Annotated in this window: 28 protein-coding genes and 2 tRNA genes; 19 read left to right on the top strand and 11 right to left on the bottom strand. The window is 36.6% G+C overall.

Going from position 1 to position 25,628, the window contains the following annotated elements; all coding sequences use genetic code 11:
• Positions 1-74 precede the first annotated feature (74 nt).
• From ACLBWE_RS03645 to ACLBWE_RS03635, 3 genes are read left to right on the top strand one after another with little or no spacing between them, the layout of a single operon-like run.
• Positions 75-1,373: an FAD-dependent oxidoreductase gene (locus ACLBWE_RS03645; RefSeq protein ID WP_044425777.1), complete on the top strand. Its 1,299-nt coding sequence runs from the start codon at positions 75-77 to the stop codon at positions 1,371-1,373.
• A 4-nt stretch (positions 1,374-1,377) separates the two neighbouring features.
• Positions 1,378-2,205 carry an SAM-dependent methyltransferase gene (locus ACLBWE_RS03640; protein ID WP_447601233.1) on the top strand — a complete coding sequence of 276 codons (828 nt, stop codon included), beginning with the start codon at positions 1,378-1,380 and terminating at the stop codon, positions 2,203-2,205.
• 8 nt (positions 2,206-2,213) lie between these two features.
• A complete protein-coding gene (locus tag ACLBWE_RS03635) occupies positions 2,214-2,636 on the top strand; it encodes a GFA family protein (protein WP_005038116.1) in 423 nt (140 codons plus the stop codon).
• 538 nt (positions 2,637-3,174) lie between these two features.
• Here ACLBWE_RS03635 and ACLBWE_RS03630 read toward each other — a convergent pair.
• From ACLBWE_RS03630 to sxtP, 4 genes are all read right to left on the bottom strand, one after another.
• Entirely contained in the window at positions 3,175-3,552 is a 378-nt protein-coding gene (locus ACLBWE_RS03630; protein WP_198496626.1) for a hypothetical protein, read from the bottom strand.
• A gap of 477 nt (positions 3,553-4,029) precedes the next feature.
• Positions 4,030-4,105 (bottom strand) — tRNA-Thr (locus ACLBWE_RS03625).
• Between the two features lie 110 nt (positions 4,106-4,215).
• Positions 4,216-4,542 (bottom strand): gamma-glutamylcyclotransferase family protein, encoded by a 327-nt coding sequence (locus ACLBWE_RS03620; RefSeq protein ID WP_447601230.1) that lies wholly within the window; start codon positions 4,540-4,542, stop codon positions 4,216-4,218.
• Positions 4,543-4,565: 23 nt separating this feature from the next.
• A complete protein-coding gene (sxtP, locus tag ACLBWE_RS03615) occupies positions 4,566-5,810 on the bottom strand; it encodes a multidrug efflux MFS transporter SxtP (RefSeq protein WP_198496624.1) in 1,245 nt (414 codons plus the stop codon).
• 139 nt (positions 5,811-5,949) lie between these two features.
• Here sxtP and sxtR point away from each other — a divergent pair, with 139 nt between their 5' ends.
• Entirely contained in the window at positions 5,950-6,861 is a 912-nt protein-coding gene (sxtR, locus tag ACLBWE_RS03610) for a multidrug efflux pump transcriptional activator SxtR (RefSeq protein ID WP_447601228.1), read from the top strand.
• An 11-nt stretch (positions 6,862-6,872) separates the two neighbouring features.
• Here the strand turns inward: sxtR and ACLBWE_RS03605 are convergent, their stop codons facing one another.
• Complete coding sequence (locus ACLBWE_RS03605) at positions 6,873-7,757, bottom strand: DMT family transporter (RefSeq protein WP_447601226.1); 885 nt, start codon at positions 7,755-7,757, stop codon at positions 6,873-6,875.
• Between the two features lie 374 nt (positions 7,758-8,131).
• On the opposite strand from ACLBWE_RS03605, the gene ACLBWE_RS03600 reads away from it, so the two are divergent.
• The 6 genes from ACLBWE_RS03600 to ACLBWE_RS03575 all read left to right on the top strand — a co-directional run bounded on the left by ACLBWE_RS03600 (position 8,132) and on the right by ACLBWE_RS03575 (position 13,477).
• Positions 8,132-8,812, top strand: a complete 681-nt coding sequence (locus ACLBWE_RS03600) for a hypothetical protein (protein ID WP_003653956.1) — start codon at positions 8,132-8,134, stop codon at positions 8,810-8,812.
• Positions 8,813-8,827: 15 nt separating this feature from the next.
• Positions 8,828-9,718, top strand: coding sequence for an FAD-binding oxidoreductase (locus tag ACLBWE_RS03595; RefSeq protein ID WP_003653954.1), 891 nt, complete (start codon positions 8,828-8,830; stop codon positions 9,716-9,718).
• 14 nt (positions 9,719-9,732) lie between these two features.
• Positions 9,733-10,944 (top strand): ATP-grasp domain-containing protein, encoded by a 1,212-nt coding sequence (locus tag ACLBWE_RS03590; RefSeq protein ID WP_447601223.1) that lies wholly within the window; start codon positions 9,733-9,735, stop codon positions 10,942-10,944.
• On the top strand, positions 10,941-12,137 hold the full coding sequence (locus ACLBWE_RS03585) for an ATP-grasp domain-containing protein (RefSeq protein ID WP_447601221.1): 1,197 nt from the start codon (positions 10,941-10,943) through the stop codon (positions 12,135-12,137). Before ACLBWE_RS03590 ends, ACLBWE_RS03585 begins: the two co-directional genes overlap by 4 nt.
• A gap of 181 nt (positions 12,138-12,318) precedes the next feature.
• The gene (locus ACLBWE_RS03580; RefSeq protein ID WP_281835888.1) at positions 12,319-13,062 is read left to right on the top strand and encodes a hypothetical protein; all 744 of its coding nucleotides are present in this window, start codon (positions 12,319-12,321) and stop codon (positions 13,060-13,062) included.
• Positions 13,063-13,084: 22 nt separating this feature from the next.
• The gene (locus tag ACLBWE_RS03575; protein ID WP_447601444.1) at positions 13,085-13,477 is read left to right on the top strand and encodes a hypothetical protein; all 393 of its coding nucleotides are present in this window, start codon (positions 13,085-13,087) and stop codon (positions 13,475-13,477) included.
• Between the two features lie 45 nt (positions 13,478-13,522).
• On the opposite strand, the gene ACLBWE_RS03570 is transcribed toward ACLBWE_RS03575, so the two are convergent.
• From ACLBWE_RS03570 to ACLBWE_RS03560, 3 genes are all read right to left on the bottom strand, one after another.
• Positions 13,523-14,524: an aldo/keto reductase gene (locus tag ACLBWE_RS03570; RefSeq protein ID WP_447601218.1), complete on the bottom strand. Its 1,002-nt coding sequence runs from the start codon at positions 14,522-14,524 to the stop codon at positions 13,523-13,525.
• 112 nt (positions 14,525-14,636) lie between these two features.
• Entirely contained in the window at positions 14,637-15,539 is a 903-nt protein-coding gene (locus tag ACLBWE_RS03565) for a helix-turn-helix domain-containing protein (RefSeq protein ID WP_004639845.1), read from the bottom strand.
• A gap of 123 nt (positions 15,540-15,662) precedes the next feature.
• Positions 15,663-16,466 (bottom strand): GNAT family N-acetyltransferase, encoded by an 804-nt coding sequence (locus ACLBWE_RS03560; RefSeq protein WP_447601216.1) that lies wholly within the window; start codon positions 16,464-16,466, stop codon positions 15,663-15,665.
• A gap of 694 nt (positions 16,467-17,160) precedes the next feature.
• On the opposite strand from ACLBWE_RS03560, the gene ACLBWE_RS03555 reads away from it, so the two are divergent.
• The 4 genes from ACLBWE_RS03555 (at position 17,161) to ACLBWE_RS03540 (ending at position 20,215) form a co-directional block, all read left to right on the top strand.
• Positions 17,161-17,709 (top strand): TetR/AcrR family transcriptional regulator, encoded by a 549-nt coding sequence (locus ACLBWE_RS03555; RefSeq protein ID WP_447601214.1) that lies wholly within the window; start codon positions 17,161-17,163, stop codon positions 17,707-17,709.
• 203 nt (positions 17,710-17,912) lie between these two features.
• Positions 17,913-18,995 carry a hypothetical protein gene (locus ACLBWE_RS03550; protein ID WP_447601212.1) on the top strand — a complete coding sequence of 361 codons (1,083 nt, stop codon included), beginning with the start codon at positions 17,913-17,915 and terminating at the stop codon, positions 18,993-18,995.
• A 9-nt stretch (positions 18,996-19,004) separates the two neighbouring features.
• The gene (locus ACLBWE_RS03545) at positions 19,005-19,499 is read left to right on the top strand and encodes a hypothetical protein (RefSeq protein WP_447601210.1); all 495 of its coding nucleotides are present in this window, start codon (positions 19,005-19,007) and stop codon (positions 19,497-19,499) included.
• Entirely contained in the window at positions 19,496-20,215 is a 720-nt protein-coding gene (locus ACLBWE_RS03540) for a hypothetical protein (RefSeq protein WP_447601208.1), read from the top strand. Before ACLBWE_RS03545 ends, ACLBWE_RS03540 begins: the two co-directional genes overlap by 4 nt.
• 67 nt (positions 20,216-20,282) lie before the next feature.
• Here the strand turns inward: ACLBWE_RS03540 and ACLBWE_RS03535 are convergent, their stop codons facing one another.
• On the bottom strand, positions 20,283-20,501 hold the full coding sequence (locus ACLBWE_RS03535) for a DUF6500 family protein (protein WP_004639834.1): 219 nt from the start codon (positions 20,499-20,501) through the stop codon (positions 20,283-20,285).
• Between the two features lie 26 nt (positions 20,502-20,527).
• Entirely contained in the window at positions 20,528-20,863 is a 336-nt protein-coding gene (locus tag ACLBWE_RS03530) for a winged helix-turn-helix transcriptional regulator (RefSeq protein ID WP_447601205.1), read from the bottom strand.
• A 116-nt stretch (positions 20,864-20,979) separates the two neighbouring features.
• Here ACLBWE_RS03530 and ACLBWE_RS03525 point away from each other — a divergent pair, with 116 nt between their 5' ends.
• The 4 genes from ACLBWE_RS03525 (at position 20,980) to ACLBWE_RS03510 (ending at position 23,478) form a co-directional block, all read left to right on the top strand.
• The gene (locus tag ACLBWE_RS03525) at positions 20,980-21,537 is read left to right on the top strand and encodes an NAD(P)H-dependent oxidoreductase (protein WP_336011613.1); all 558 of its coding nucleotides are present in this window, start codon (positions 20,980-20,982) and stop codon (positions 21,535-21,537) included.
• A 145-nt stretch (positions 21,538-21,682) separates the two neighbouring features.
• Positions 21,683-22,462 carry a hypothetical protein gene (locus ACLBWE_RS03520; RefSeq protein WP_447601203.1) on the top strand — a complete coding sequence of 260 codons (780 nt, stop codon included), beginning with the start codon at positions 21,683-21,685 and terminating at the stop codon, positions 22,460-22,462.
• 134 nt (positions 22,463-22,596) lie between these two features.
• Positions 22,597-23,055, top strand: coding sequence for a hypothetical protein (locus ACLBWE_RS03515; RefSeq protein ID WP_311084348.1), 459 nt, complete (start codon positions 22,597-22,599; stop codon positions 23,053-23,055).
• A gap of 81 nt (positions 23,056-23,136) precedes the next feature.
• The gene (locus ACLBWE_RS03510) at positions 23,137-23,478 is read left to right on the top strand and encodes a DHCW motif cupin fold protein (RefSeq protein ID WP_447601200.1); all 342 of its coding nucleotides are present in this window, start codon (positions 23,137-23,139) and stop codon (positions 23,476-23,478) included.
• A gap of 64 nt (positions 23,479-23,542) precedes the next feature.
• On the opposite strand, the gene ACLBWE_RS03505 is transcribed toward ACLBWE_RS03510, so the two are convergent.
• A tRNA-Ser gene (locus ACLBWE_RS03505) sits at positions 23,543-23,632 on the bottom strand.
• A 118-nt stretch (positions 23,633-23,750) separates the two neighbouring features.
• Between ACLBWE_RS03505 and ACLBWE_RS03500 the strand changes: the two genes are divergently transcribed.
• A complete protein-coding gene (locus tag ACLBWE_RS03500; RefSeq protein WP_017390917.1) occupies positions 23,751-25,628 on the top strand; it encodes a potassium transporter Kup in 1,878 nt (625 codons plus the stop codon).

Genomic DNA, 25,628 nt, shown 5'->3' with positions numbered 1-25,628 from the left:
GGTAGTTTTTAATACGGTGTTTTTTTAGGGTATGAGTGATAATCAAAAAAATTCTCGAAAAATGGGACATCATTTTGAATATCGCAATTATTGGCAGTGGAATGGCAGGTCTTGCGGCAGCAAGAATTCTGAAAGATGCAGGGCATACGATCACGATATTTGAAGCACTTCCTGGCCGGGGAATGGATAGCCATAGTATTGAGTTCGACGGTGGAATTATTGATGCGCCATTGCGTGTTATGAATCCACATTTGTGGAAAAACACACTCAGCCTTGCTGCTCATTTAGGTATTAAAACTTTTCCGGTTCGTACTTATATGTCATGTAGCTGGTTATTTGAAGACCGTACTGAAACATGGTTAACCACATCTCGTAGCCGTATTGGTAATTTCCCGATTATCAATAACCGTAAAGGTATCCAGCAATATGGCTGGCGTCTTGTGAAAGGGATGTTGCAATTAAAAACTGCAATCCACCAGTTTTTCAAATCTAAAAATCAAGATATTACTCTCGCTGAATTTATTAATCAGAACGATATAGAAGAAGTATTCTGGCATGGTGTGGTAATGCCAGTGCTATATACCATTTGTACGTGTAACCCAAAAACAATTGGCGACTGGCCTGCAAAAAATCTACTTGAGTTTTTACGTCACTTAACTGATGGCGACATGCTGTTACGTATGAAAGGTGGTACACCTGCATTTGTAGATAGCTTAATTAAAGATATCGACATCCATAGCGGATCGGCTATTAAAAAAGTTGAATTACAAGGCGAAAAAGTATTGGTTGAAAACAGCCAAGGTGAACAGAATTTATTTGATCGCGTGATTGTTGCAACTCCGACATCTAAGATCGATGAGTTTTTAAACCCTGAACAATTTGCTGAAGATATGAAGTTGCTGAAGCAATTCCGTTTTGAGCAAGGTGATCTTGTGATTCATACAGATGCCACAGTAATGCCACCACGCCGTAAAGACTGGTCAGTGCTTAGCTATATGATGGATCGTAAGTTTACGCGTCAGCAATTCACAGTTTGGATGAATGCAGTTGAACCAACACTGGTTGGTAAAAATCCTGTATTCCAGACTTGGCGTCCAGTCACTGATATTGACCCTAAAAAAGTTATTTCAAAAGTGACCTTAACGCGTGCAGTAGTTGACTCGCAAACAATTGCTTTAAATAAAGAATTGCAACAACGTCATTTAGACTTAAACCGTAAAGTATTCTACTGTGGTTCATGGTCATGTGATGGCTTGCCAATTTTAGAGTCAGCCGTTACTTCTGCAATGCACATTGCTGAAATTTTAGGTGCACCTTTACCATTTGTAGGTTTAAAGCCTCAGGTTGAAGTTGCTCCTGAGCTCGGTTACTAAAATTGTGAAAACAAAAGTTCAAGCAGCTCTTTCTAAACTCATTTCTCATAAATATGCAATTGATGCATCAAGCTTGGGAGATGATGGAGAGCTTGCTTGGACAAATTTGGGCTTTTGGAAAAATACCCAAAACTATCGTGAAGCTTGTTGCCAATTGGCTGACCATTTGGCACAAGCAGTTCATTTAAATTCAAAAGATCATCTATTAGATTTAGGCTGTGGACAGGGTGCAAGTTTAATGCACTGGTTACAACACTATCAGCCCAAAAGCCTTAGTGCAGTTGACCTGCAAGCTAAATGTGTTAATAAAATTCAAAAATTTATTCCCGAAATAAACCAGATTTACATGGGTTCATTTTTAAATTTAAAACAATTTGAATTCAAACAATCTTTCGATGTGGTGTTGTGTATCGACGCGGCTTATCACAGTTCTTTAAATTCATTTCTTAACTCAGTCACTCCAGTTTTAAATTCAAAAGGCCGATTAGGTTTTCATTACTTAATGAAAGCTGATTCATGTCAAAACATGACAGTCTTACAAGAACAGAAGTATCGCTATCTGCTTAAAGCGGCAGACGTGGTTTGGGACAATGTGCCAAACGAGAAAACGCTAAGAAATGCTTTAGAACAACAAGGTTTTACAGATATCCAAATTGAAGATTTATCAGAACCTGTATTACTCGGTTTTTCGCAATATATTCAAAATCAACAAGAACAAAACCAAAGCCGCGGATTGGCAAATTTTAAAATTCAAATGACTGCAAAGTTATGCCAACAACTCTACCAAGCTGGATATGTACGTTATATTCAAATCACAGCAATAAAAAAATAGGATGAGCTATGTCAGCTAAATATCAGGGATCGTGTTTGTGTGGAGCAGTGAGCTACCAAAGCGAAGCAGAGCCACGTTATAGCTTTAATTGCCATTGTCGAGATTGCCAGAAGGCGACGGGTTCGGCATATGCGCCAATTGCTTTTTTTCATCAATCTGAATTGAAAGTAAGTGGTGAGCTTAAATATTTTGAGACGTTAGGTTCTTCTGGTCGTTCCATTAAAAGAGCGTTTTGCCCGACTTGTGGTTCTCAGCTTTTTGGCTTGCCTGAAATTGCCCCTGAAATGATTTCAATACGTGCAGGAACTTTAGATGACCCAAGTCTCTATCAGCCTAGGGCGGAAGTCTTTGTGAGCCAAGCCTATAATTGGGATACGCTCAACCCAAACCTTAGACACTTTGAAAAAATGATAGAGAAGAGCAAGAAATAAAACTTAATTAAAGAAGCCAAATATTCCTAAAATAATCATTAAAGTAAGGCTACTCATCGCTAGAAATAATATAGTTTTTCTAAATTTTAGCTGAGGCATTTTACTTACAATCAAAATAAGGCATGTAAGTATGATCACTAAAGGTTGAAAAAGATTTGATGGTAAAGTAAACATTTAAGTTCCTTGTTGTTTTTAAATTTATTTTAGAAATAAAGTAATAGGTTCATTATATATTTTTCTTATCTAATTGACGAACTGAACTTTTTGAAAATTCATATTTTCAGTTTTTATTAATAGGTAAATCGAGTTTTAAATTTAAAAGAACCATGTACGCTTTTTCTTACATACATTCGGGAAATTTGAGTCTTTCTATGACTTCATAAATTACCTATGATGCACTTAACGGGAACAGGAAGTTCCAAAACGTAAAACAACAATAATAAGTTTATGCATCAGGACGTGAGGTATTACAGGAAGTGTACCTAGTAACGAAATACGAAAAAAGCCCAACAGGATGTTGGGCTTTTTTCATTTTGTATTAACGAATTTCTTTTCCACCTAAGGCTGCACAATCAACAGGCGTATTCCATTTCACGGCAGTTCCTGTAAGTACAGGACGAACAATACGCCACGGCCAGAAACCAAATCTTTGGCTTTGATGATAATTAATCACCACATCTGCACCATATTTACGGGCAACAATGGCTAATTTAGGTTTTATTTCTTCAAACCCACCATATGTTCCTTTCGCGACTTTAATACGTTTAATAGATTTATAGTGTTCTGCTGAAGGAGTACCCTCAATTAAGCAAATTGGTGGGTTTGCAACGTTTTGAATTTGAGATGTGGTGTCTTGGGCATATGTTGTTAAAGGTAACGTTAGAAATAAAGCAGGTAAAATAAAACGGAGTTTCATATTTTTCCTTGTTGGTATCGTAATGAATTAAAGTTTATAAAATAGGTCTTATTAACATGACCTTATTTGGGGGCGCATTATAATCTTATCTTTTTAATATTTCTTATTTTAATCCTATATTTTTTAATAAATTAGCGGCACCATATTTTGCTTTTAAAAGAATAAATTGGTTTTAGAAAGTTATTTTGAAGTTTAGATTTATAATAAGTGTTTATCGAATTTAAAAAACAAAGTTTTTGACAAGAGCTTTTTCTCGAAAAGATATTCTTTAAAAATATTATTAGTATGTTTTACCTAAAATTATAGCAGCGGCAAAAGAGATGGTTACTGAATTGGAGAAATACGAAAAATAATTTGAAGGGTGTAGATCAATAGATCTGCACTCAATTTTTTGGTAATACCTATAAATTTTTGAGTATTATAAAATCTACAGGCAACAAAAAACCCCATAAATCAAATATTCATGAGGTTTAATGATGGTGCCGGCACACGGATTCGAACTGTGGACCTACTGATTACAAGTCAGTTGCTCTACCAACTGAGCTATGCCGGCGATGTGGAATGAATTTTACAGTTTCTTAAAAAAAATACAAGCCAAAAAATGAGCATTTGAATTTTTTCGTTCTATTTTTAAGTGCTTATGCAGTTTAGCTTGAAAATGACTTAGGTTTTCAACACATAGATAAATGAATCAACACGTTCGCCACTATTTAAAGTGACCTGAACAGGTACTCTTTCATATTCTTCGCCTTCAAAATCATCAAGCAATTTCCAGTTCGAATCTAAGTGTTCTGAGCTAAAAACAAAACCTTGAACTTGATTAGCAGCATCATCGAGCACAATTCCCGGATAGCCTAAATCTGCGCCCCAACCTTCGTTACGTAAGGTTCCATTTACCCAGCCTTCTGTCCATTGTCCGCCAATATTTTCAAGGATATGAGCGTTAGGTCGGCCCGGGCCTAAAGTGCCATAAACAAATAAACTCGACATGTGAGGTTCCTTTAAGTTAAAAATTAATGAGCTTTTGCGTGTGAGGTAGAAACCGCTAAAAATATTCCAAGTAATGAAAGTACAACGGTTAAACCGACTATGGCGCTCCATCCGCCGTGTAACCAGAACCAACCACCTGCCGAGCCAACAATGCTCGAACCCATATAGTAAAACAGTAAGTACAGTGAACTGGCGTGGGCTTTGGCTTGTTTGCTTTCAGCACCCACTGAGCTGCTTGTGAGTGAGTGGGTAATAAAGAAACCCGTCGTAATAAATGCAATACCGATAATAATGCCGAAAAGAGAGGTGAGTAGCGTCATGAGACTGCCCACAATCATTAAGGCAAAGCCACTCATCATCATGGTTTTTTTACCGAAGCGGTCGGCTAGGCTACCTGCTAATGATGAAGACACCATACCAAAGCTATACGACAAGAAAATAAGGCTAATTTGCGTCTGACTCAGTGAATAAGGCGCACCGCTTAAACGGAAAGTAGCGTAGTTAAATAGAGTCACAAATACACTGGTCAGCAAGAATCCAATTGCAAATAGACGTAGCAATTTGAAATTACTTAAATGGGTACGCCACATTTGTATATGAAAATCTAAATTCAAACCTTTTTTCTGGACGAAATTACGCGAAGCAGGAAGTAAGTTCAAAAAAGCAATCGAGCAAATAAAACAGATTACCCCAAGTAAGCCTAAAGCAGTGCGCCAAGAAAAATATTCAATCAAAATGCCCATGCCGACACGGCCCATCATTCCACCAAAGGCTGTACCTGCAATATATAAACCCATGGTTTTACCAAGGTGTTCAGGTGCGATTTCTTCAGCAATCCAAGCCATGGTTACGGCTGGTACACCGCCAAGCAATAGACCTTCTAGTGCTCGTGCTATGAGTAAACTGTGCCAGTTAGGTGTAAACATCGCCACAATATTAAGAATAGCTGCACACAGCATTGAGCTGAAGATCACACCACGACGGCCAATCGCTTGTGAAAAAGCGCTCGATAGGACAATTGAAATCGCTAAAAAGGCGGTCGTTAAAGACAAGGCTAAAGAGCTGCTTGCAGGGCTAATCTGGAAGCTTTGGCTAAACGCTGGCAGAAGCGGCTGTACGCAATAAATCAGAGAGAAACTAGCAAAGCCTACCAAGAATAAAGCGAAGCCTGCATGTTTATAGGCTTTAGTACCTTTGTGAATCCACTCGCGGGAAAGGACAGAAGTTGCTTCAGTGCTTAAGGTACTGGGTGTAGATGAAGAGCTCATATCATAACCATGACAGAAAAGAGGTGCAGCGCCTTTCGGCGTGCTTCATCGAGAAAATTCGATAAATTAAAATTAGCAATTTAGATGGTATTTTTCTAATATATTTAACAAGGGATCATGATATGTTTTATATATAGCGATGGAACTAAGGCATATACGCTACTTTTTAGCAGTAGCAGAAGAAAAAAACTTTACCAGAGCGGCGCATCGCTTAAACATGAGCCAGCCGCCTTTAAGCATGCAAATAAGAGACTTAGAAGAAGAACTCGGTGCAGATTTATTTATTCGTTCTCCGCATGGGGTGGAACTGACCGAAGCTGGGCTTGCCTTTTTAAATGCCATTCAGCCTGTACAGCAGCGTGTAGAAGATGCAGCGAACTTAGTCAAACAAGTGGCAAATGGTGAAGTTGGCCAATTGCGATTAGGTTTTACAGGTACTTCAATGTTGAATCCTCTAATTCCTAAATGCGTTCGCTATTTTCAGCAGCAATATCCTAAAGTGAATTTAAAGCTTGAAGAAGCTAACACCTTACTGCTTATCGATTTACTGCTTGAAGATCGTTTAGATGTCGCGATTATTCGGCCTCCAAGTCATATTCCAGAGAGCTTAATCATTCAAGAGTTATTGGCTGAACCCTTAATTGCAGCCTTGCCTTCAGAGTCTTTTAAACTAGATGAGTCATCAAAAGAAATTGATTTAGCTTCCCTTCGAGAGCTTGATTTTATTGTCTCTCCACCTTCAATTAGTGCAGGGCTTTTTGATGCGATCAGACAAGCATGCCAAAGCTGTGGCTTTGAACCTAGAATTGGGCAAAATGCACCGCAAATTGTGTCAATTTTATCGTTAGTGTCTGCAAACTTGGGGGTGTCTTTGGTTCCAGAGTCGACCAAACAATTGCAAATACAGGGTGTGGCTTATCGGTCGTTGCAAGCGCCAGTACCTACGGTGGGTTTAGCGCTTGCATATAAAAAACATGCACCTTCACAAATGGCGATTAATTTTGCCAGTGTGGTGCAAGTGGCTTGCCACCACGCAGAGCAATATAAATGAAATTAGCTAAATTATGATTTAGGCGCTCTATTCATTAAGAAGATGCCTGAAATAATGAAAATCGCGCCATATAAAAAAGATAAAGTCGGTTGCTCATGAATGAAGACCCAAGCCATGAGTGCCGCAAAAATTGGTTCAGAAAGCTCAGTCACTTGTACTTTTGCCGCACTCATATAAGACAAAGCTTTGGTGGTACAGAAAAAGCCAAGAATTGTAGGCAAGACTGCTAAACCAACCAAACCTAAAATGATATCAGTATTAAAGTTTATGCTATGAAAGTTGATTAAAAAGGGAACAGCAAGATAAACACTACCAAAAAGTAATAAGTACTTGGTTAGAAATAAACCACCATTTAATCTGAATTTTTTAATTAATACTGAAAATAAACCATATCCAATACCTGCAATAGAAGCATTGATAAGCATTAATAAACTATTTTCACCTTTCCATGAAATTACACTAATACCCGTTACAGCTAATAATGTTCCAATAATTGAATGAATATAAATACTTTCTTTTAAAACTAATCTGCCAAAAAATAAAGCTGAAATAGCTGCTGAAGCCATTAATACCACGACCACATTGGCCGCAGCACCGTGGTTGTAGGCAATGGTCTCGAAAAAGAATAGAGAGAAAATGCCTAAAAAGGCACATATCGCAATTTGAGCAAAAACACTGAGCTTGCTTGGAGTGCTACTTATGTATGCAATCTTCTGGCGAACAGGGACTTTAAATAAAAAAACACTTAAAAAGAAAAAGGCAATAATGGTTTTTAAAAAGGCAATATCTTGTGGGTTTAAACCACTATGCATGAGTAATTTACTAATCACACCAATAGAGGCATTGAGTGCAGCTGCACAGAGCGCAAATAGGGTTCCGATAATTAAATTATTCACTTTTATAATACTTCCATATATTTAGCCACAAGGATTCTACATTATTTTTTGTAATAATATAGCCCTGTTAAATTCCTTCTTTTCCATGAAGTGTAAGTTATTTAAAATTTGTTGGTGGTGAATATTAATTGGAATTAATTTTTTTGTTTAAACAATATTGTTGCTTAATTGTTAATTAAATTTATTACTTTTATTTTTGATTAATAATACTTCTTTTAGTTAGAAAATCTAAAAAATAATATTTTGTTGACATTTTATAAAATATATTTAAACATAATATTTGCTTGTTTTAAGTTTGATTAATAATAATCTTAATTCTAGCTAAATAAGTATTTAATACTTGGATAATAATTTAAATATAACGGAGATAAAACGTGTTTTTTTCACAGGAAAGTCTGAAAAAATTAGAAAGTGCGGTTGATCATGCTATGCATAGCGAGTTTAAAAAAGATGAAATTATGCATAAATTTCATAATGAAGACTGGTTCGATGAAAAATATTATAAACGACATATTTTAGAGTGCGTTATTCGCATTCATATGAATAATGAGTTAGATGCAAATGCTGTACGCGTTGCAGCAATCAATAATATCTCTGCTGCAAAACAGCTTTCATATTATTTATATGATGAATTTGGACACGATGAAATGTTTGGTCAAGACTTGACTAAATATGGATATTCTTCAGATCAGATTATTTCAAAAAATGCATTTCCTGAAACATGGAAACTGATGGGGTATTTAAACTTTTGTGTAGAGAAATTTGGTGCATTGCCAGCAGTCGTTTGGGACTGGTTCCTCGAATATTATGGCGACAAATTTAATAATTTTATTACGCAAAAAGCGGGTGTTCATATGGGGAATCAGGCTGTATCGGGCGCAGCTTCGCATGTTGCATTTGATGAAGCTGAAGACCATAGCGGCATGATGACAGATATGCTTTCTTCTGTAATTAAAACTCAAGAAGACTTTGATCTTGCAATCAAGCATATCAATAGCTTTGTTCCGATGGTAGGAGAGTATTTTCAGGCTGTGCGTGCTGAAACCCTTTCATAGCAATGGAATTAGAATATGCCAATGGTGAATGTTCGCATTAAAGAGCATATTTTCATTGCTGATTCTGAGCAGCCTCTTATCAATGCAGTGCCTGATAGCACGGTGATGAAAGGCTGTTTAAAAGGTGTGTGCCGAGTTTGTCGATGTAAACTAAAAGGTGGAGTCGTATATGAATCGGGAAACCAAGTTGCCATAGATAAAGAGTTCTTACCTTGTATTAGCTATGCTCAGAGCGATGTCGAAATCGCACCATTGGTTAATAATTTTAGTGTGGCTCAATTAATAACTAGAAATTTTCTTTCTGAAAATATTGTTGAGCTCACATTTAAAATTAAAAGGACCTTCTTTAGTTCTAAAGCAATTGTAAATATCAAACACCCATCAGAATCTTTAATTCGAAGTTACTCTGTGGTTTCACTGGGTGTGAAAAATTATGATTTTTTTGTTTTGCACATAAAATTAAGACCAAATGGAATATTTTCTAACTTATTTCAAAAGCTAGCGATTGGTGACCAATTAGAATATAACCTGAATAATCATATAGAACCTGAATACGAGAAGGCCATATCTACGCTTAATATTGTAAGCGGTGGAAGTGGTATGGGTGCTGCACTTACTCGGGGATTGGATCTCATCCGAAAAAATCCTATTTCTAAAGTGAATATCTATGCGATTAATCGGTCAGTTTTAAGTCATTACCATCAACATTGCGTCAATGTTTTTCGAGAGCAAGTTGAAGCTGAGGTCAATATTATAAATATCCCGTTTTGTACGTGGACGAATAATGGATTTGATTTTTCAAATTATTTGGACTCTCACGAGTTAACTGTGGGTGTCGGTTCTACCCCAATAATTAATAAAATTTTAAATCAGCCTCTGTGTGAGTTGGAAAGTTTTGGTCCCTAACGGAGACTGTAACAATGACTGTAGTAGTTATAGAACCTATTTCTTCGGGCATCACTTATTTAAATGCCGCTCAAGAATTAGGTATAGATTTATATGTTTTTTCTACTGACGAAGGAGAGTGCAGCATTGATGGAACAATGCGACAAAAAGCAAAAGAGATAATAAAAATAGATACCAGTGATTTTCATAGCCAACTCTCTAAAATTAATGAGTTAAAGACCGTAAGAGCGATATTACCGGGGGTTGAATATGCCGTACCTATGGCAGCACAGCTAGGCAATTCATTTGCTAAAAACTCTCTTGAATATACGACAGCGCAAACGGTTCGAAATAAATTCAAATTTCGTGACAAGCTAACCAAGTCAGGCTTGAGCGATATTAAATATGCCTTGATTTCACAGGGTAAAGAGATTCGCTTACCTCAAGGATTTAAGTTTCCTGCTGTAGTGAAGCCGGTTGATATGGCGGGCAGTATGTCTGTTAAAAAAGTTGCAGATTTTGAGGAGCTTTTACGAACAGTTGAAGCGATCTGGAAATCTAAACCTAATGATATTGGCTTCTATGCAAGTGGTGATTTAATTGTTGAAGAATACATTGTAGGGAAGGAATACAGTGTCGAAGGAATTGTCCATACAGATGGAAAGATAACCTTCGCTTCACTGACAGAGAAGCTATTAGGTCCTGAACCTTACTTTGTCGAAATTGGGCATATTGTGGGTAATCAATATGACGGTCAATTTTCTGAACACGTTTTTGGTTATGCCGCAAAAGTCATTCAAACCTTAGAATTAAACATCGGACCTTTTCACTTAGAACTGCGAGTAACACCTCAGGGAAAAGCCGTAGCGATCGAGTTAGCTGCACGTTTACCGGGTGACAATATTGTTGAGTTAATTAAACTGGCGACTAATTTTGATCTCGCACAAGCTGTACTGAGTGAATATCTCGACCTGCCATATTCACCTTCAATAGAGAAAAATATCGTCTCTGCAATTGCCTTTATTCCTCAAGGCAATCACCGCCTTTTTAAAGGTTTTAGTGGGCTAGAGCAACTGTTAGAAGCACCTGAATGTGTACACCATCACTTCTACTACGAAGCAGACGATGAACTGGCGTGTAACCATGATTGGACCTCACGATTAGGCTACATCATTCTCCGTTCTGAAAGTGAAGATAAGATCCGTAGTTTAGTCACACATATACATGAGCAGGTGAAAGTCATATGAAACATGTATTAATCATCAATAGATATGACGATGAATTGTCTGACTTTAATAAATATATAGATCACGATGCCGTGCATGTCTCTTATATTTCATTAGTAGACACCATGCGCTATATCACCTCTTCAAACTGTTACTACATAGCGGGTTTAGAACAATTAAATGAAGAGGATGTATTAAAAGAAGCCGTAAAAATCTATGAAAAAAAGCCAATAGATTATGTTATTGCCATCTCGGAATATGACCTCGATGCTGCCGCTCGCATTCGAACTGAATTGAATATTGTGGGCGCAACGGTTGAAGACAATTTGTTGTGCCGTAACAAGAAAAAAATGAAGGATGCTTTAGCTCATTCTACTGTCCGTTACCCTAAATATGCAGAAGTGTCTTCACACCAAGACATTGAGAAATTTCTGCTAGAAAGTGGCTCAGCGATTATTTTAAAACCTCAGGTAGGTGCGGCTTCTGAAGGCGTAATAAAAATCAGTGAATTGCAAGATATTCCGCATTTGTCTTCCTATGCAGGCTACGAAGTCGAGGAATTTATTGAGGGAGATATCTATCACGTCGATGCGATTATTTCTGACAATAAAATGCCTTACTTTAAAGTCTCAAAATATATTAATACCTGTTTAGACTTCAGAAACGGTGCGCCATTAGGCTCAGTCACGATTGATAATTCTGAGTTTATTCAAAAAGTAGAAACATTTACTTTAGACGTATGTAAATTCTTAAAATTAAAAGATCAGGCGATTCATCTTGAATTTATTGAATCTAAAGGTGAGCTGGTCTTTTTAGAGGTTGGCGGGCGAGTTGGTGGAGGGGAAATTCCGTTCATTACATTACGTAATGAGTCAGTGGACTTATATGAAATGTGGATTAAGGCGGCAATGAATATTCCGCTAGAGCCAGTAAATACGAAAATCACTGGTTTTCTGATGATGCCCAATCCGTATAGTTCTGGCTTTTTATTTAATGGCATTAAAGAATTAGAGAATGAAACGATTACATATCAGTTAATTCAAGAAAGTGGCGACCATAACAATTTTAGTTATGAAAATATTCCTGCAAAAATTCATTTCATGGGAGAGAGTCAAATACAGGTCGAAGATGCGATTAAAAATAGTATGAAGATTTTACAAAGCGCAATTTGTCAAAATCATCATTCTAGTTTGAGTCTAAGTGAGTCTTCTTAGTTGAGATTTGGCTAAACTCTAAAAATCAAAAGGCTTGGACTTAAACGTTCAGGCCTTTTTATATGGCCTGATAAAAGAGCCTAAGCTAACTAGCATTGTAATGGACTTTTGTTGCAGAGAATTGTGATTTGTCGAACTAGCTCATATTATATAATTAGTTAATTATTAAAGAATTTTAAAAATGATTAAATCTATTATTTCAGGGTGCGCGGTTCTGACACTTTCGGCTTTGTCGGTTACTCATGCAGAATTTTCTTTTGCACAAGAGCTACAACAAAGCTGTAATAAAGTGAAGCAATACGCGAGCTTAGGTAAGAAAAATTACGACCAAAAACAATATAAAAAAGCCCTAGAAAATTTCCAGAATCAAGCTTCTTGGACTGCGTTTTGTAAAGCCAATGCAGATGAAACCACGGTTAAATTTACTGACCGAGATATTGAAGTTGCTAACAATAACGTGGGTTTAGCCTATGCAAAACTGGGTCAGCCACTTTGGGCAAGATCGTGGTTTATGCTCGATGACAAATCAAAATCTAGCCAGTTTAATCTTAAGCAATTACCTGCACCAAAAGCATCAAATGACTTGTCTGGTGAATATGTGCGTTACTCAGGTTTTGGCGAATGGGACCACATCACTGTAAGCCGTGAGAAGGGGCAATATGCGATCAGCTATGCTGGTTTATATATGGGCCTTAGAAGCTTAATTTACGGCCCGAACATGGGTGAGTTTGGTACCACAATGCCGAGTAATAAAAAGCAAATAGTCTATAAAGATCAAGACTGCCGCATTCAGCTCGATTTTAAAACCAATGCGAAATTAGGAAACTTCATTCAGGTCAAACAAAACGAGGGTAACTCGGGTTGTGGCTTTGGACACAACGTGTATGCAGATGGAACTTATTTAAAAGTTGAGTCTGGAAAATAACACTAAAAATATAGGGAATTAAATAATGAATATATTTGCACGGTTGCTACTACTTTCTATGATTGCGATTTCTTCTCAAATTTATGCAGAGCCAACGAGCGTATGTAAAGAGGTGAAATTTCAGCAAGCCGATCAGGCTTGGAGTGGACACTATTATTTAAATGGTGTGATGGAAGTTGGTTCGGAACTTTTACTTCAGCCAGACGGCAAGTTTAAATGGATGTTAGCTTATGGCGCTTTAGACCAATATGCCGAAGGGACATGGTGGAAAAATGGCAACTGTATTGGTTTAAAACCAGACTCTAAATTCAAAAAGAATTTAAGTATATTTCCTGAAAGCCTGACGATTTCTGAAAAATCGTTAGACGTAACTTGGAACGATGGACGCCAGCAGGGCAGTTATAGCAAAGACTAAAGTAAAAAGTCCGACACTAAGTCGGACTTTTTTATAGCTCATATTTTAATGATTGACCGCAGCAAGTTGCTCAGCGTTATAGCGTGCGCCCATGTTTGGATATCTCGCAATAATTGCGTCGATTTCTGCCAAATCTGCCGCTGTTAAATCAAGGTCTACAGCGCCAGCATTTTCTACAAGTCGCTCGATTTTACGCGTACCTGGAATTGGAATAATGTCTTCACCTTGCGCCAAAATCCAAGCCAAAGCCAGTTGAGCCGCTGTTGCGTTTTTGCTTTGAGCAAACTCGCTAAATGATTGCGCTAAGCTTTGGTTATTTTTCCAGTTATCGCCCTGATAACGCGGTAACTGGCGACGGAAATCACTTTCGTCTAGGTTGCTCACATCAAGCGTGTTGGTAATTAAACCACGTGATAGCGGTGAATACGGCACAAGGCTAATGCCTAACTCACGAATGGTTTGCAAATGGGTTTGCTCAAACTCGCGGGTGAGTAGCGAATATTCATGTTGAACCGCTGCAATCGGGTGAATCGCATGCGCTTTACGAATGGTTTCAGCCGATGCTTCACTGAGTCCTAAATAGCGAACTTTACCCTGTTTGACCAAGTCCGCCATTGCGCCAATGGTGTCTTCAACTGGAATATTCGGGTCAATGCGGTGCGCATAATACAAATCAATCACGTCTGTATTTAAGCGTTTTAAACTGTTTTCGACCGCAACTTTAATCCACTCTGGAGAGCCGTCGATATAAGACTCTAAAGAGTTTTGTGGGTTGAGGTTATCTTCTTTGTAGCGGAAGCCAAATTTGGTTGCCAAAAATACTTTGTCGCGGTGTTTTTCTAAAACTTTTGATAGCAAAACTTCATTTGCGCCGTTGCCGTACATGTCGGCGGTGTCCCAAAAGTTAATGCCGAGGTCTAAGGCTTTTTCTAGGGTTGCAATGCTTTGTGTGTCGTCTGAGGCACCATAGGCAAAGCTCATTCCCATGCAACCTAAACCAAGTGCTGATACTTTTTCGCCTGTTTGTCCTAAAGTTCTATATTTCATTTTTCATACTCTTTTTTGCAAAATCACTTGAGTAGGAAAACTATAAAATGCTTTGGCTCAAACTGACGTATAACATTCAAACCAATAATTATAAAATTCAAACAATCTGTTTTTAGGCCACACAGTCTTCACGGAACTTTTTAGGCGAAAAGCCTGTATTTTTCTTAAAGAAATTGGTGAAATACGCTGAATATTCAAAGCCTAAGCTATAGGCAATTTCGGAAATATTCCAACTGGTGTGTTGTAGCAGTGCTTTGGCTTCTTGCGTAATACGCGAGCTAATATGTTCAGACGTGGTTTTACCTGTGGCTTCTTTTACAGCTCGGTTTAAATGGTTAACGTGCACTGACAGACCATAGGCATAGTCATTTGCAGTTTTGAGTTTAAGCTGGAAATGGGGTGAGTCTATTGGGAACTGGCGCTCTAATAATTCAAAGAATAAATGGCAAATTCGAACCGCAGCATTACTATGTTTTTCAAACTGTTGGGTCGGTTGCATTTTCATAGCTTCATGCACAATCAGGTGCAAATAGTTTCTTAAAACGTTGTATTTATGAATGTAGTCTGAATTTATTTCAGTCATCATCTTTTTGAAAATAAATGAAATTTCATCAACCTGTTGGTCGTTTAAAAAATATAGTGGGTCGCCGTCGACTTTAAACAGCGGTGAGTCTTTTAAAAAGCTTTGTCTTGATTCTTGGTTTACAAACTCTTCGGTAAATAGACAAAACCAGCCTGCCTGTTCGGGCGAATTAATTTCCCATGCATATGGCACCATCGGGTTTGAAAACAGTAAAGCAGGGCGGTCTACCCGAATCCAGCGGTTGGCGTAGTGAAGGTCACCTGTGCCTAAAACCAGTGAAATTTTATAATAATCGCGGCGGCTATAAGGCGTGAGAAACGAGCAGGCATCGCGTTGAAACACGTTAAAATGTCCAAACGAAGTCGATGGAACCGAGTAATCGCTATCTCTGGTTAAAGAAAAGCGGCGATAAAAATCATGTATGGTTTCCATGTCTTTGCCTGCATGCGTTATCAATTTATTTAAAGTTATAAAATTCAAACTTTATTTACTGTAGCTTTTATTTATAGCGTGATCAATCTGTTCATTTAAACAGTTTTGAAAATGAATAATTTTTTATAAATACTCTGGGTAACCAATGTAAGAAGACTCGATGCATTCGAAGCCCATTTGGCGGTAAAGCGTAACCGCGGGGGTGTTATCGATGTCGACAATTAAGTGGGCAATCCGTCCAGTTGCAACGATTCGATTGACCGCGAATTGTAAGATGCGTTCGGCAAAACCTTTTCGGCGATAAGCAGGGAAGGTATATGTGCCGCCAATAGAAACGAGTCGATCGGTTTCTATTCCCAAACGTACAACGGAAACGATTTGGTCGTCTGCTTCAAGCACAATAATTTTTTGTTGTTGAATCAGAGATTCCCAATCAGGTGCTTCATTCACTGAGCGCTCTTTATTGTATTGATGTTGATATTCGTTAAGACGGGAAATGTCCGAGAGTTCAGCCAAGCGGCCTTGAGCTTGAGAAAATTGGCGTGAACAGACCATTATCCATTGATCATATTCTCGTAAAAGGCGTCCTTTTTGTTTGATCTCGGCATGTAGTAAGTCTCGTCCAATTGCGGTCGTTACAATCCGACGCGGTTGAAGCTCTAAAATTGATGTAGAGAGCAATGCTCCAGATGAAGATTTCTCTGCTGGAACCCAGAAACAGGTGCCTCCAGCAAGGATGACCGCGACTCCTAAAAGTTGCTTGGAGTTCTGTGGGTGATACAACCGTAAGAGTTGCCATTCGGCATCGATAGCTTGTGTTTGATTAAGAAAAGCCATTGCCCCAATAGAATAATAAAACTGTTCATTAAGCCATTGAAAGATAAGTTGATATTCTTCTGAACTGGTGGGAGGTCCCTTTATTATCATTATTAATTACTCATTTAAATGATGAACTCAATCATAATTCACTATCCTACATTTTTACTATTATCGTGATATCTTTAAATTTAAGTTGAATGACTGTTTAGCTTAAATATCTAATTGAATGAAAACAAAAATTATTTAACCAATTTCTATTCAACCTTACATTGACACTCAAAAACGCGCGGATTATCCTTTGCCTGCTGGCCTACATTGCCAGTCGGTTTTAGCAGACCGTCTACAAAAGGCGCACAACAATGCTGTTTTGGTTTTTGTGCGTTCTCTTAAGTCACGCCTTTATGGTGAGGCTAGGAGGGACACCTTCGGGTGTGCTGGTTTCCTTTTGTACCAGTCTGCTAACCCTTCTAGTCTTGCCACCATTATTTAGCAGTAATTGGTAAGACTCTTTTTAATCAAAAGGAGTTCGCCGTTATGCGTACTAATTCATCTCTCTCATTGGCAACCTTTGCCAAAATCTTTACGTCTATATCGCACTGGTCTTTAAAACGGTTTAACCGACTCTAGGTTTTAAGCCATAGGTCATTACGACTAAAAAATCATAGCAACAATAAAACCTGAGATAGGCGAACACACCATTTTTGTGTCGTTTTCGCATGCCTGTTTTTAGCGCTCAATTTAAGAGTGACGGCATTTCTATCTCTTTTACATACAACAAAAAATTATTTTAAACGGTATAAAAATGCCAAATTTAGAAGCATCATTTAGAGCATTAAGCGTGCTCCACGCAGCAAAAGATTTATTTAATCAAAATGGGTTTTACATCGGGATAGATCGAATTATTGAGGAAGCCAAAATCCCCAAAGCCACTTTTTATAACTATTTTCACTCCAAAGAAAGGCTCATTCAGATGAGCTTAACTTTTCAAATAGATGCATTAAAACATGAGGTGTTTTCAATTATTCATTCGTACCGTGAACTCATGGCATTCGATAAACTCAAGAAAATTTACCTTTTACATGCAAATTTAGATGGCTTTTATCGGTTGCCATTTAAAGCCATTTTTGAAATTGAAAAGATCTATCCAGTGGCCTATAAACTAGTCATTGACTACCGAAAATGGTTCATTAAAGAAATTCATAAACTGCTTTTAACCGTAAAGTCTGCCTCTACAGTTGAAGATGCACACATGTTTTTATTTGTGATTGATGGTGCGATGGTTCAGCTTTTAGGGACCAATAACACCGATGAAAGGGATGCGTTGCTCGACTATTTTTTAAGTTGGGTTTGATGGGGGAAAAGGCCTGACGAGAGTTGGGCTTTTTAAGTAGGGTAAGAATATCTTAAAAATATTAATTTATTTTTTCTAAATTCTTTATCCTTAATAAATAAGCATACTAAAATTAATGTTAAGATGAAATTATTAATTCTGCTAATTGATTGAGTTTTTTAAAATATATATAATAAAAAAATTTACAGGATTGGTTAGCTATTATGATAAGTTTTGAAGAAAAAAAAGAACAACTAATTAATGTATTAAAGGAGCTAGCTAAAAGAGAGTTTTCTTATACAATTGCAGCTGATACCTTAAGAAAAAATGGCCTTACAGGTAATGGTTATCCAAGATTTATAAATAAAATTAGATCTCTCGAGGAAAGTGAAATTAATGAAAAAAATATAAAAAATACTTTTTTAGAATTAAATGAAATATTAAATAATTATATTAAATTTGGAAATAAAAGAATTACTATATTCCGTCTTAACTCTTCTGAGCTTAATACTATACAAACTACCTTAGATTCTTCTCTTAATTTTTTGAGTTATGAGAAAGAAGATTTTACTCTTTTAGATAATAATGAGGTTAATAGAAGCTATCACTTTAAAACTAGTTTAGAAACGGATGATTCTATATATTATTACTTTGATATTGATAGGAATTACTATGAACGTCAAGAGGTTACAGACGAAAACCGAATGAATGAAATTGGTGGGGTTTTACATCTTCATCAAAAAAATGAAATTTTTAAAATAATTACTTATACTAAGGTTTGGGTCACAGCTTTTGATTTTATTAAAGTAGATTATAAAAATTCAATAGTTGTATTAGGGCAAGATTTATCTTCCTTATTGGACAAGGCCCAGAGAAATAAAGATTATGCTAATTTAACAGTAATGCTTGCCACTTACTTAGGAATACATCCTACAGAATTAAAAGCATTAGATTTGAAACCAGCATTGCCTAAATTCGAAAATGAAAAATTAGGACGTATTGTTGAACATCAATTTTCTAGTTCAAATCAAAAATTTAACCACTCTACAAAAGTTTCATCACTTGAAGATGTAAGAGACGATAACTTTTACAAAACTGGTAATCAAAAGGAAAAATTAGATTATTTTGGTATATGTAAAAATTATAAGGAAAAAGTTGATCCTATAAATGTAACATTAACAATTCGATTGCCATTAAAATTATATAATGCAAGTCCATTGAATCCTATTTATGAAGCTTTAATTGATGATGCTTTATCTTTAGAAAGCTTTGAATATGGAATTGAACGAATAATTGAAAAATTATGAGTATAGGCTATGAATAGCAAGAAAGAAGAGGCCTTAGTCACTTGGTTTAAAAATCCGAGTCTAGAAAGCTTGAATAGTATCTTAGAATCATCTGAAGATGATGAACAAATAAATTACTTTGTTTTCAATATAATTACTAAACTAATTAAGGAAGAAAAGACCTCGTTAAAGGGCTTTCTAAGTTTTAATTACTTTTATAATATTAGCGGAGCAGAGGAAACTCAATTAGAAAAATTTATAGAAGCTGTCTATATACTTGTTAGATATCCATTTTCGCTTTTGATACAAAGATTTAGAATTTTTGATGATTCTAGACAACAATGGATTGTCATAGATAATCAAACTATTGAACAAGCTTATAACTTCAATGAGTTCTTTAATCCTTTAAATGGTAAAGAAATTTCAAAAAGTCAATTTAATCAGATGATTACACCATACTTTGAACTTTCTGAAAAAGGAAAAGTTATCTTCAATGTATCTAATCAGACTAAGGAAGAAGGATGATGACTAGTATTTTACCATTTGATTTGTCCAATCCTTTAATTTTAGCTAGGTCTCTTCAGGTTACATGGCTAGAGAGTTGTAGCTACGAAGATTTTCTGAGTCAGCTATACGAAGATGTTGATATAGCTTGTTCTTGCATTTTGGAAGATGTTGAAAAACATTTGTCACTCAGTGAAACCCAAATTAGTTCAAGTATTTGGCTTTATCTGAAAGGACGCAGAATTTATCATGTTGAAAAAGACTCTGATATTAATGGGAATGTTGATATAACCGTAAGAACTGAAAAGTATAAATGGTTAGCTGAGGCGAAAATTTGGTCAAGTAATAGTTACCTTAATGAAGGCTATTTACAATTGACAGAACGCTATTCAAAAGGCGAAAAAAAGAATAACCATGGAGGAATGTTTATTTATATAAAGCCTGAATCCGAACAAACGAATGAAAGTACAGTCATAGAAAATTGGAAGGCTTATCTTCAAGAAACATATGCTGGAATAGAGTTAAGCGATTGTGAGTTAGATAATTCACGTTTCTTCTCTAAAGCTAAACATAGCGGGACTAATCATGATTATTATATTCGTCATATCCCTCTTACTCTTCTGCATATACCAAGAGATAAGAGTGGAAGAACGGCTCAAAAATATAAAGAGAGAACTGATATTTTTGATAAAAATAGTTTGAAAAGTCAAGAAGTTCATACAGTTGAAGATAAATAAGGTAATCAATTTATTTAAGAAGGAATAAAAGACTATCCTCTTTCTGAATAGTCTTTTCCTCTAACTTTTATTGTTCACTCAAAACCAACTTTTTAATCTTAACTGCCTTCTCGAAGTGGTCCAGCTTATGCAACATAATCCACCAATGGGCTGCTTCCATCAGTAGCTCAGGGTTATCATTCTTATTTTTAAAAAAAGCATAAAAAGATAGACCGACATTATCTCCCTTCTTTTCAATCTTATCGTCGCATCCCTTAATAAAAATTTCTCTTAATTCATTTCTCATATTTAGTATCACTTCAAGTCATAAAACTAAGACGGCTTATTACGCTCGCCCCAATCGCACATCATATCTAACAAAGGAATCAAAGACTGTCCTCTTTCTGAAAGGCGATACTCAACCTTTGGCGGAATTTGAGGATATTCCTTACGAGTAATCAGCCCATCTCTTTCCAATTCTTTAAGTGTATTACTAAGTGTTCTAAACGAAATATTGCCAATGCAGCGTTGCATCTCATTAAAACGCATGACATTTTTTTCATACAGCCAATACATAATAATCATTTTATATTTGCCATTAATCAAAGAAAGGGTATAGCCAAAACCCGTATCTTCTAATGGTGTATATGAAGGAATGCACTCAGTCATTTTTAAAATCTACACTATCTTTTAGTATAGTATATAACATAAATTACCGTACTTATATTTAGGAAAGCACACTTCTATAATCGATTTATCAACTTTCCGATAAGAGTGTTTTCATAATGAAAAAGACATTAGTCATTGTTACCCATCCTCACATAGACCAATCTGTTGTAAATAAAAGATGGGTAGAGGAATTAGAAAAACACCCAGACCAATTTACAGTTCATCAAATTTATCAAGCCTACCCAGATGGGGTGATTGATGTTGCCAAAGAACAAGCGCTTGTAGAAGAACACGAAAATTTAGTCTTTCAATTTCCAGTGTATTGGTTTAACTGTCCACCGCTATTGAAACAATGGATTGATGAAGTTGTGACTTATGGGTGGGGGTATGGTTCAACAGGCGATAAACTTAAAAATAAAAAGTTTATGTTGGCTTTATCTGCGGGTGTGCAAGAAAAAGTTTATTCAGAGTATGGTGGATATAACCTTTCTTTAGAGCAGATTTTTACTCCATTTAAGCTAACGGCTTTATATGTGGGTGCGGACTATCAACCGCTTCATGCATTTTATGGTATAGACACAAACCCATCAGAAGATGACGATGTGCCGACTCAACAAGACATAGCGGATAATGCGGCGCAGTATGTTCAGAAGTTATTAGCGTTGTCTGAGTAAGTTATAGATGGGAAGACCTAAACGTGAGGGTTTGGGTCTTTAATATTGAATATTTTTTAAAGATTTGGGTTAGGGTTTTTAAGTTAAATATACGATTTATTTATGATATAAATATCAGCTAAATATAGATTTAATTTAAAAACTTATGACTATTCTTCGTATTAAAGAAAAAGAAAATTCCCTTATAACTGATGATGCTCATGAATTAATATGCTACGCAACAATGAGTAAAGTAAACTCATGGAAGGATGTTCTTAACTTATATTCAGAAATTAAGCAGAAGCATTTACCTAAAAAAGTATTATTACTTTTAGAAGATATTGGACAATGCCAATACACTTCCATGCATGCTTCAATGGGAGATGGTCTTTACTTCGATGCTTCAGAACTAACTCAAGATGACAGTGAAGCAAGTTGGGATAATACTCGACCTTTAGAACTTCAACATCATATTGAACAATTATTAAAGCCAGAAAATTATATAGACTTTAATAACTTGCCTCAAAAAATTAGTTATTGTGATGAAGATCAATCGACTCTGCTACAGATTAATGCTGAACCCGAAAAAATTTTAGATGACGTTATTCAAGTAAAGTTAGTAAACAGTAAAAATGAAACTCAAAAATTTGCAGCATGCCTCAATGGATACTTTACTTGTGATTTGAATCCTTTTGAGTCTTTTAGCTTAATTCAGCATTTAGATCAGAACTATGGCTTAGAGTATGTTGGCTTAGGTGCAAGCTTATTATACTTTATTAAAACACCAAAATTCGATGCAAATAAAACTACTCAATTGTTTAAAGAATTGAGTGAATTTTATCAATTCAATCAATCGACTCATACCCAATTAGAACAGCATTTATCTAAGCATGAATATCTTATTTTGCCTTATGTAGAGTCATTAGAAGTGTTCATTTTAGATTAAGGTTGTTTAGAGAAGTCTAAATTTTATTTCAAATAAAAAAGGCCTAAATCAAAACGATTTGGGTCTTTCTATAACTTAATTTTGATCTGACTATTTTTTAACATGACATTTTAAAAAATTAGAAAGGAAGCCAAATGCCAAAGTCTAGAATTTTTATAACTATCGGACTACTTCTTGCTGGATTATGTTTGTTTGCAGCCTTTAAATCATACGAGAAAAACGCTAACGTTGAAAAAGAACAAGCAAGTCGAGCTGCTATTTCCTTTTTTAATTCACTTTCTAATGGAGATGCAGCTACAGCATATAAATATGTTTGGTTAGGCGAGAACTTAAATATTCGAAATGCTGAAATACCCCAAATTTATAAAGATTCAAAAGTTCTAGAAGTGCTAAAAGTTCGTTACGAATCAGCAAAAAATAGACCTGATTATTATCAACAATTTTATAAAATGATTTTACTCGTCATAAAGATAAAAACAGTACATGCAGATCTTGCTGGTAACCCTGCGGGAACCTATATTGTGTTTGTAACTGTTGTAAAAAAGGATCCAAAATCTAATTGGCTCGTTACTGAGTTAGGTAGTGGGGCCTAATAAATAATTATTTTTAAATCATTTGCAAAAACCAATTTTGTCTATAAGTTGAAAATACAATAATACGTCTTTGGAAAAATTATGAATATCGCACCTTTTCCATTTCAAATTACAAACTGGGAAGAAATTGAAGTCACTGAATATAGCGGTGAAACTGGAAAAGCTTATTGGAAAACCCAATTTTTTGGTGAAGAAAAAAATAAAATTAGGGTAAGGCTTGTAGAGTACTCAGCAAATTATTTAGCAGACCATTGGTGTGAAAAAGGACATATTTTATTTTGCCTAGACGGTGAGTTAGAAAGTAGATTGAAAGACGGGCGAACATTTACTTTAACTTCAGGCATGAGTTATCAAGTCGGAGATAACTCTGAGCCACATCAGTCTTTTAGCCTGAATGGTGCGAAGTTACTTATAGTTGATTAGATTGATTTTTTTTAGCTAAATAAAAAAGACCTAAATCAAAATGACTTAGGTCTTTTTTTAATTCTGGCGGTGAGAGAGGGATTCGAACCCTCGATACGCGCAAACGTATACACACTTTCCAGGCGTGCTCCTTAAGCCACTCGGACACCTCACCAAGGCGTGCGATAGTAACTAAAAAATCTTGTTCTGCCAAGATTTAAGATGAGCTTTACAGAAAAAAAATAATAGAGGTGATAAGATTGCGATAAAAATCATGTTGGTTTAATTACACAATGCAAAATACGGCCAAAAAAGCAACCTTGCCTGCCACGGCTTTGGCAGCTCTTGGGGTGGTCTTTGGAGATATTGGAACAAGTCCACTCTACGCCTTAAAAGAGTCCTTCCATGCAGCGCATGGGTTGGGAATTAAGCCTGAAAACGTATTAGGAATTTTATCCATTATTTTTTGGTGCTTAATGCTGATCATCAGTATTAAGTATGTCGCCATCGTCATGCGTGCAGACAACAATGGCGAAGGCGGAATTATGGCCTTACTCGCATTGAACTTACGTAAAGCCAAAATTGCCGATAACAAAAAAATCTACATGATTGCCATTGGCTTTATTGGTGCATCGCTGTTTTTTGGTGACGGTATTATTACCCCAGCCATTTCGGTACTCTCGGCAGTCGAAGGTTTGTCTATTGCAACCGATGTGTTTGACCCGTTCATCATGCCAATTGCGATTACCATTATCATCGCGTTGTTTTTGGTACAAAAACACGGTACGGCCTTTGTCGGTAAGTTTTTTGGCCCGATTACGATGGTGTGGTTCTTATCTTTAGGATTATTAGGTCTTCACAGCGTCATTCAAACCCCTGTGGTGTTAGGCATGTTTAGTCCGCATTGGGCGATTCAGTTTATCTACCACCAACCCCTAATGACCTTTTTCGTGATGGGTGCTGTGGTGTTAACAGTTACTGGTGGTGAAGCGCTTTATGCCGATATGGGACATTTCGGACCAATTCCGATTCGTCTAGCATGGTTCTTTGTAGTGTTGCCGTGTTTGGTTTTAAACTACGCAGGACAGGGTGCATTGTTGCTCAGAGACCCAGCGGCGATTCAAAACCCGTTCTATTTATTGGTGCCACAGTGGGCACTTTACCCAATGATTATTATGGCGACCATGGCAACCGTAATTGCCTCTCAAGCTGTAATTTCTGGGGTGTTTTCACTTGCACGTCAAGCGATTCAATTGGGTTATTTACCACGTTTAAGTATTAAACATACCTCTGAGTCTGAAGAAGGCCAGATTTATGTTCCTTTCTTAAACTGGTTACTTTTAATCGCAATTATTATCTTAATTTTGATTTTCAAAACCAGCTCAAACTTGGCAAGTGCTTATGGTCTCGCTGTAACCTTGACTATGCTGTGTGACACGATTCTGGTTGCTGTGTTCATCTATTCAGCTTGGAAGTGGAGCATGCCAAAAGTGCTACTCCTCATTATTCCATTCTTTGTTTTAGAGTCGGTATTGGTAGGTGCAACTTCACTTAAAATCTTGTCGGGCGGTTGGGTGCCATTACTGATTGGTGCGATTGCAGTGACCATCTTAATGACATGGAAACGTGGTCGTGAGCTCACTTTTGCCAAGCTCGAACACGATACGTTATCACTCGATTTGTTTGTGAAAAGTATTGGTAATAGCGTGCACTGGGTTCCGGGTGATGCCGTCTTTATGACAGGTACACCGAACGTCGTACCACATGCTATGTTGCATAACATTAAGCATAATAAAGTGCTGCATCAGCGCAATATCTTGGTCACTGTAGTGATTGAGGATGTACCTTTTGTCGAACCAGAAGACCGTATTTCAACAGAAACCTTAGCTGAACATTTCTTCCGTATTAAGATTTTCTACGGCTTTAAAGATGAAATGAATGTACCAAAAGCACTCATGCAAGCTTACGAGCAGTTAGGTCTTGAATATGACTTAATGCATATTAGCTTCTTTATTTCCCGCGATCGTATTGTTCATTCGGTGGGCGACGGTATGTCTCCATGGAGAGAGAAACTGTTTATCTCTATGCAGCGTAATACCAGTCCGGTGAGTGATTTCTATCAAATTCCAACCAACCGTGTGGTTGAGTTAGGTAGTCAAATCGAGATATAA

This window comes from Acinetobacter sp. M5A5_2a (assembly GCF_053345265.1).
Note: the sequence above shows the minus strand (reverse complement) of the source record. Positions and strands in the feature narration are given on the sequence as shown.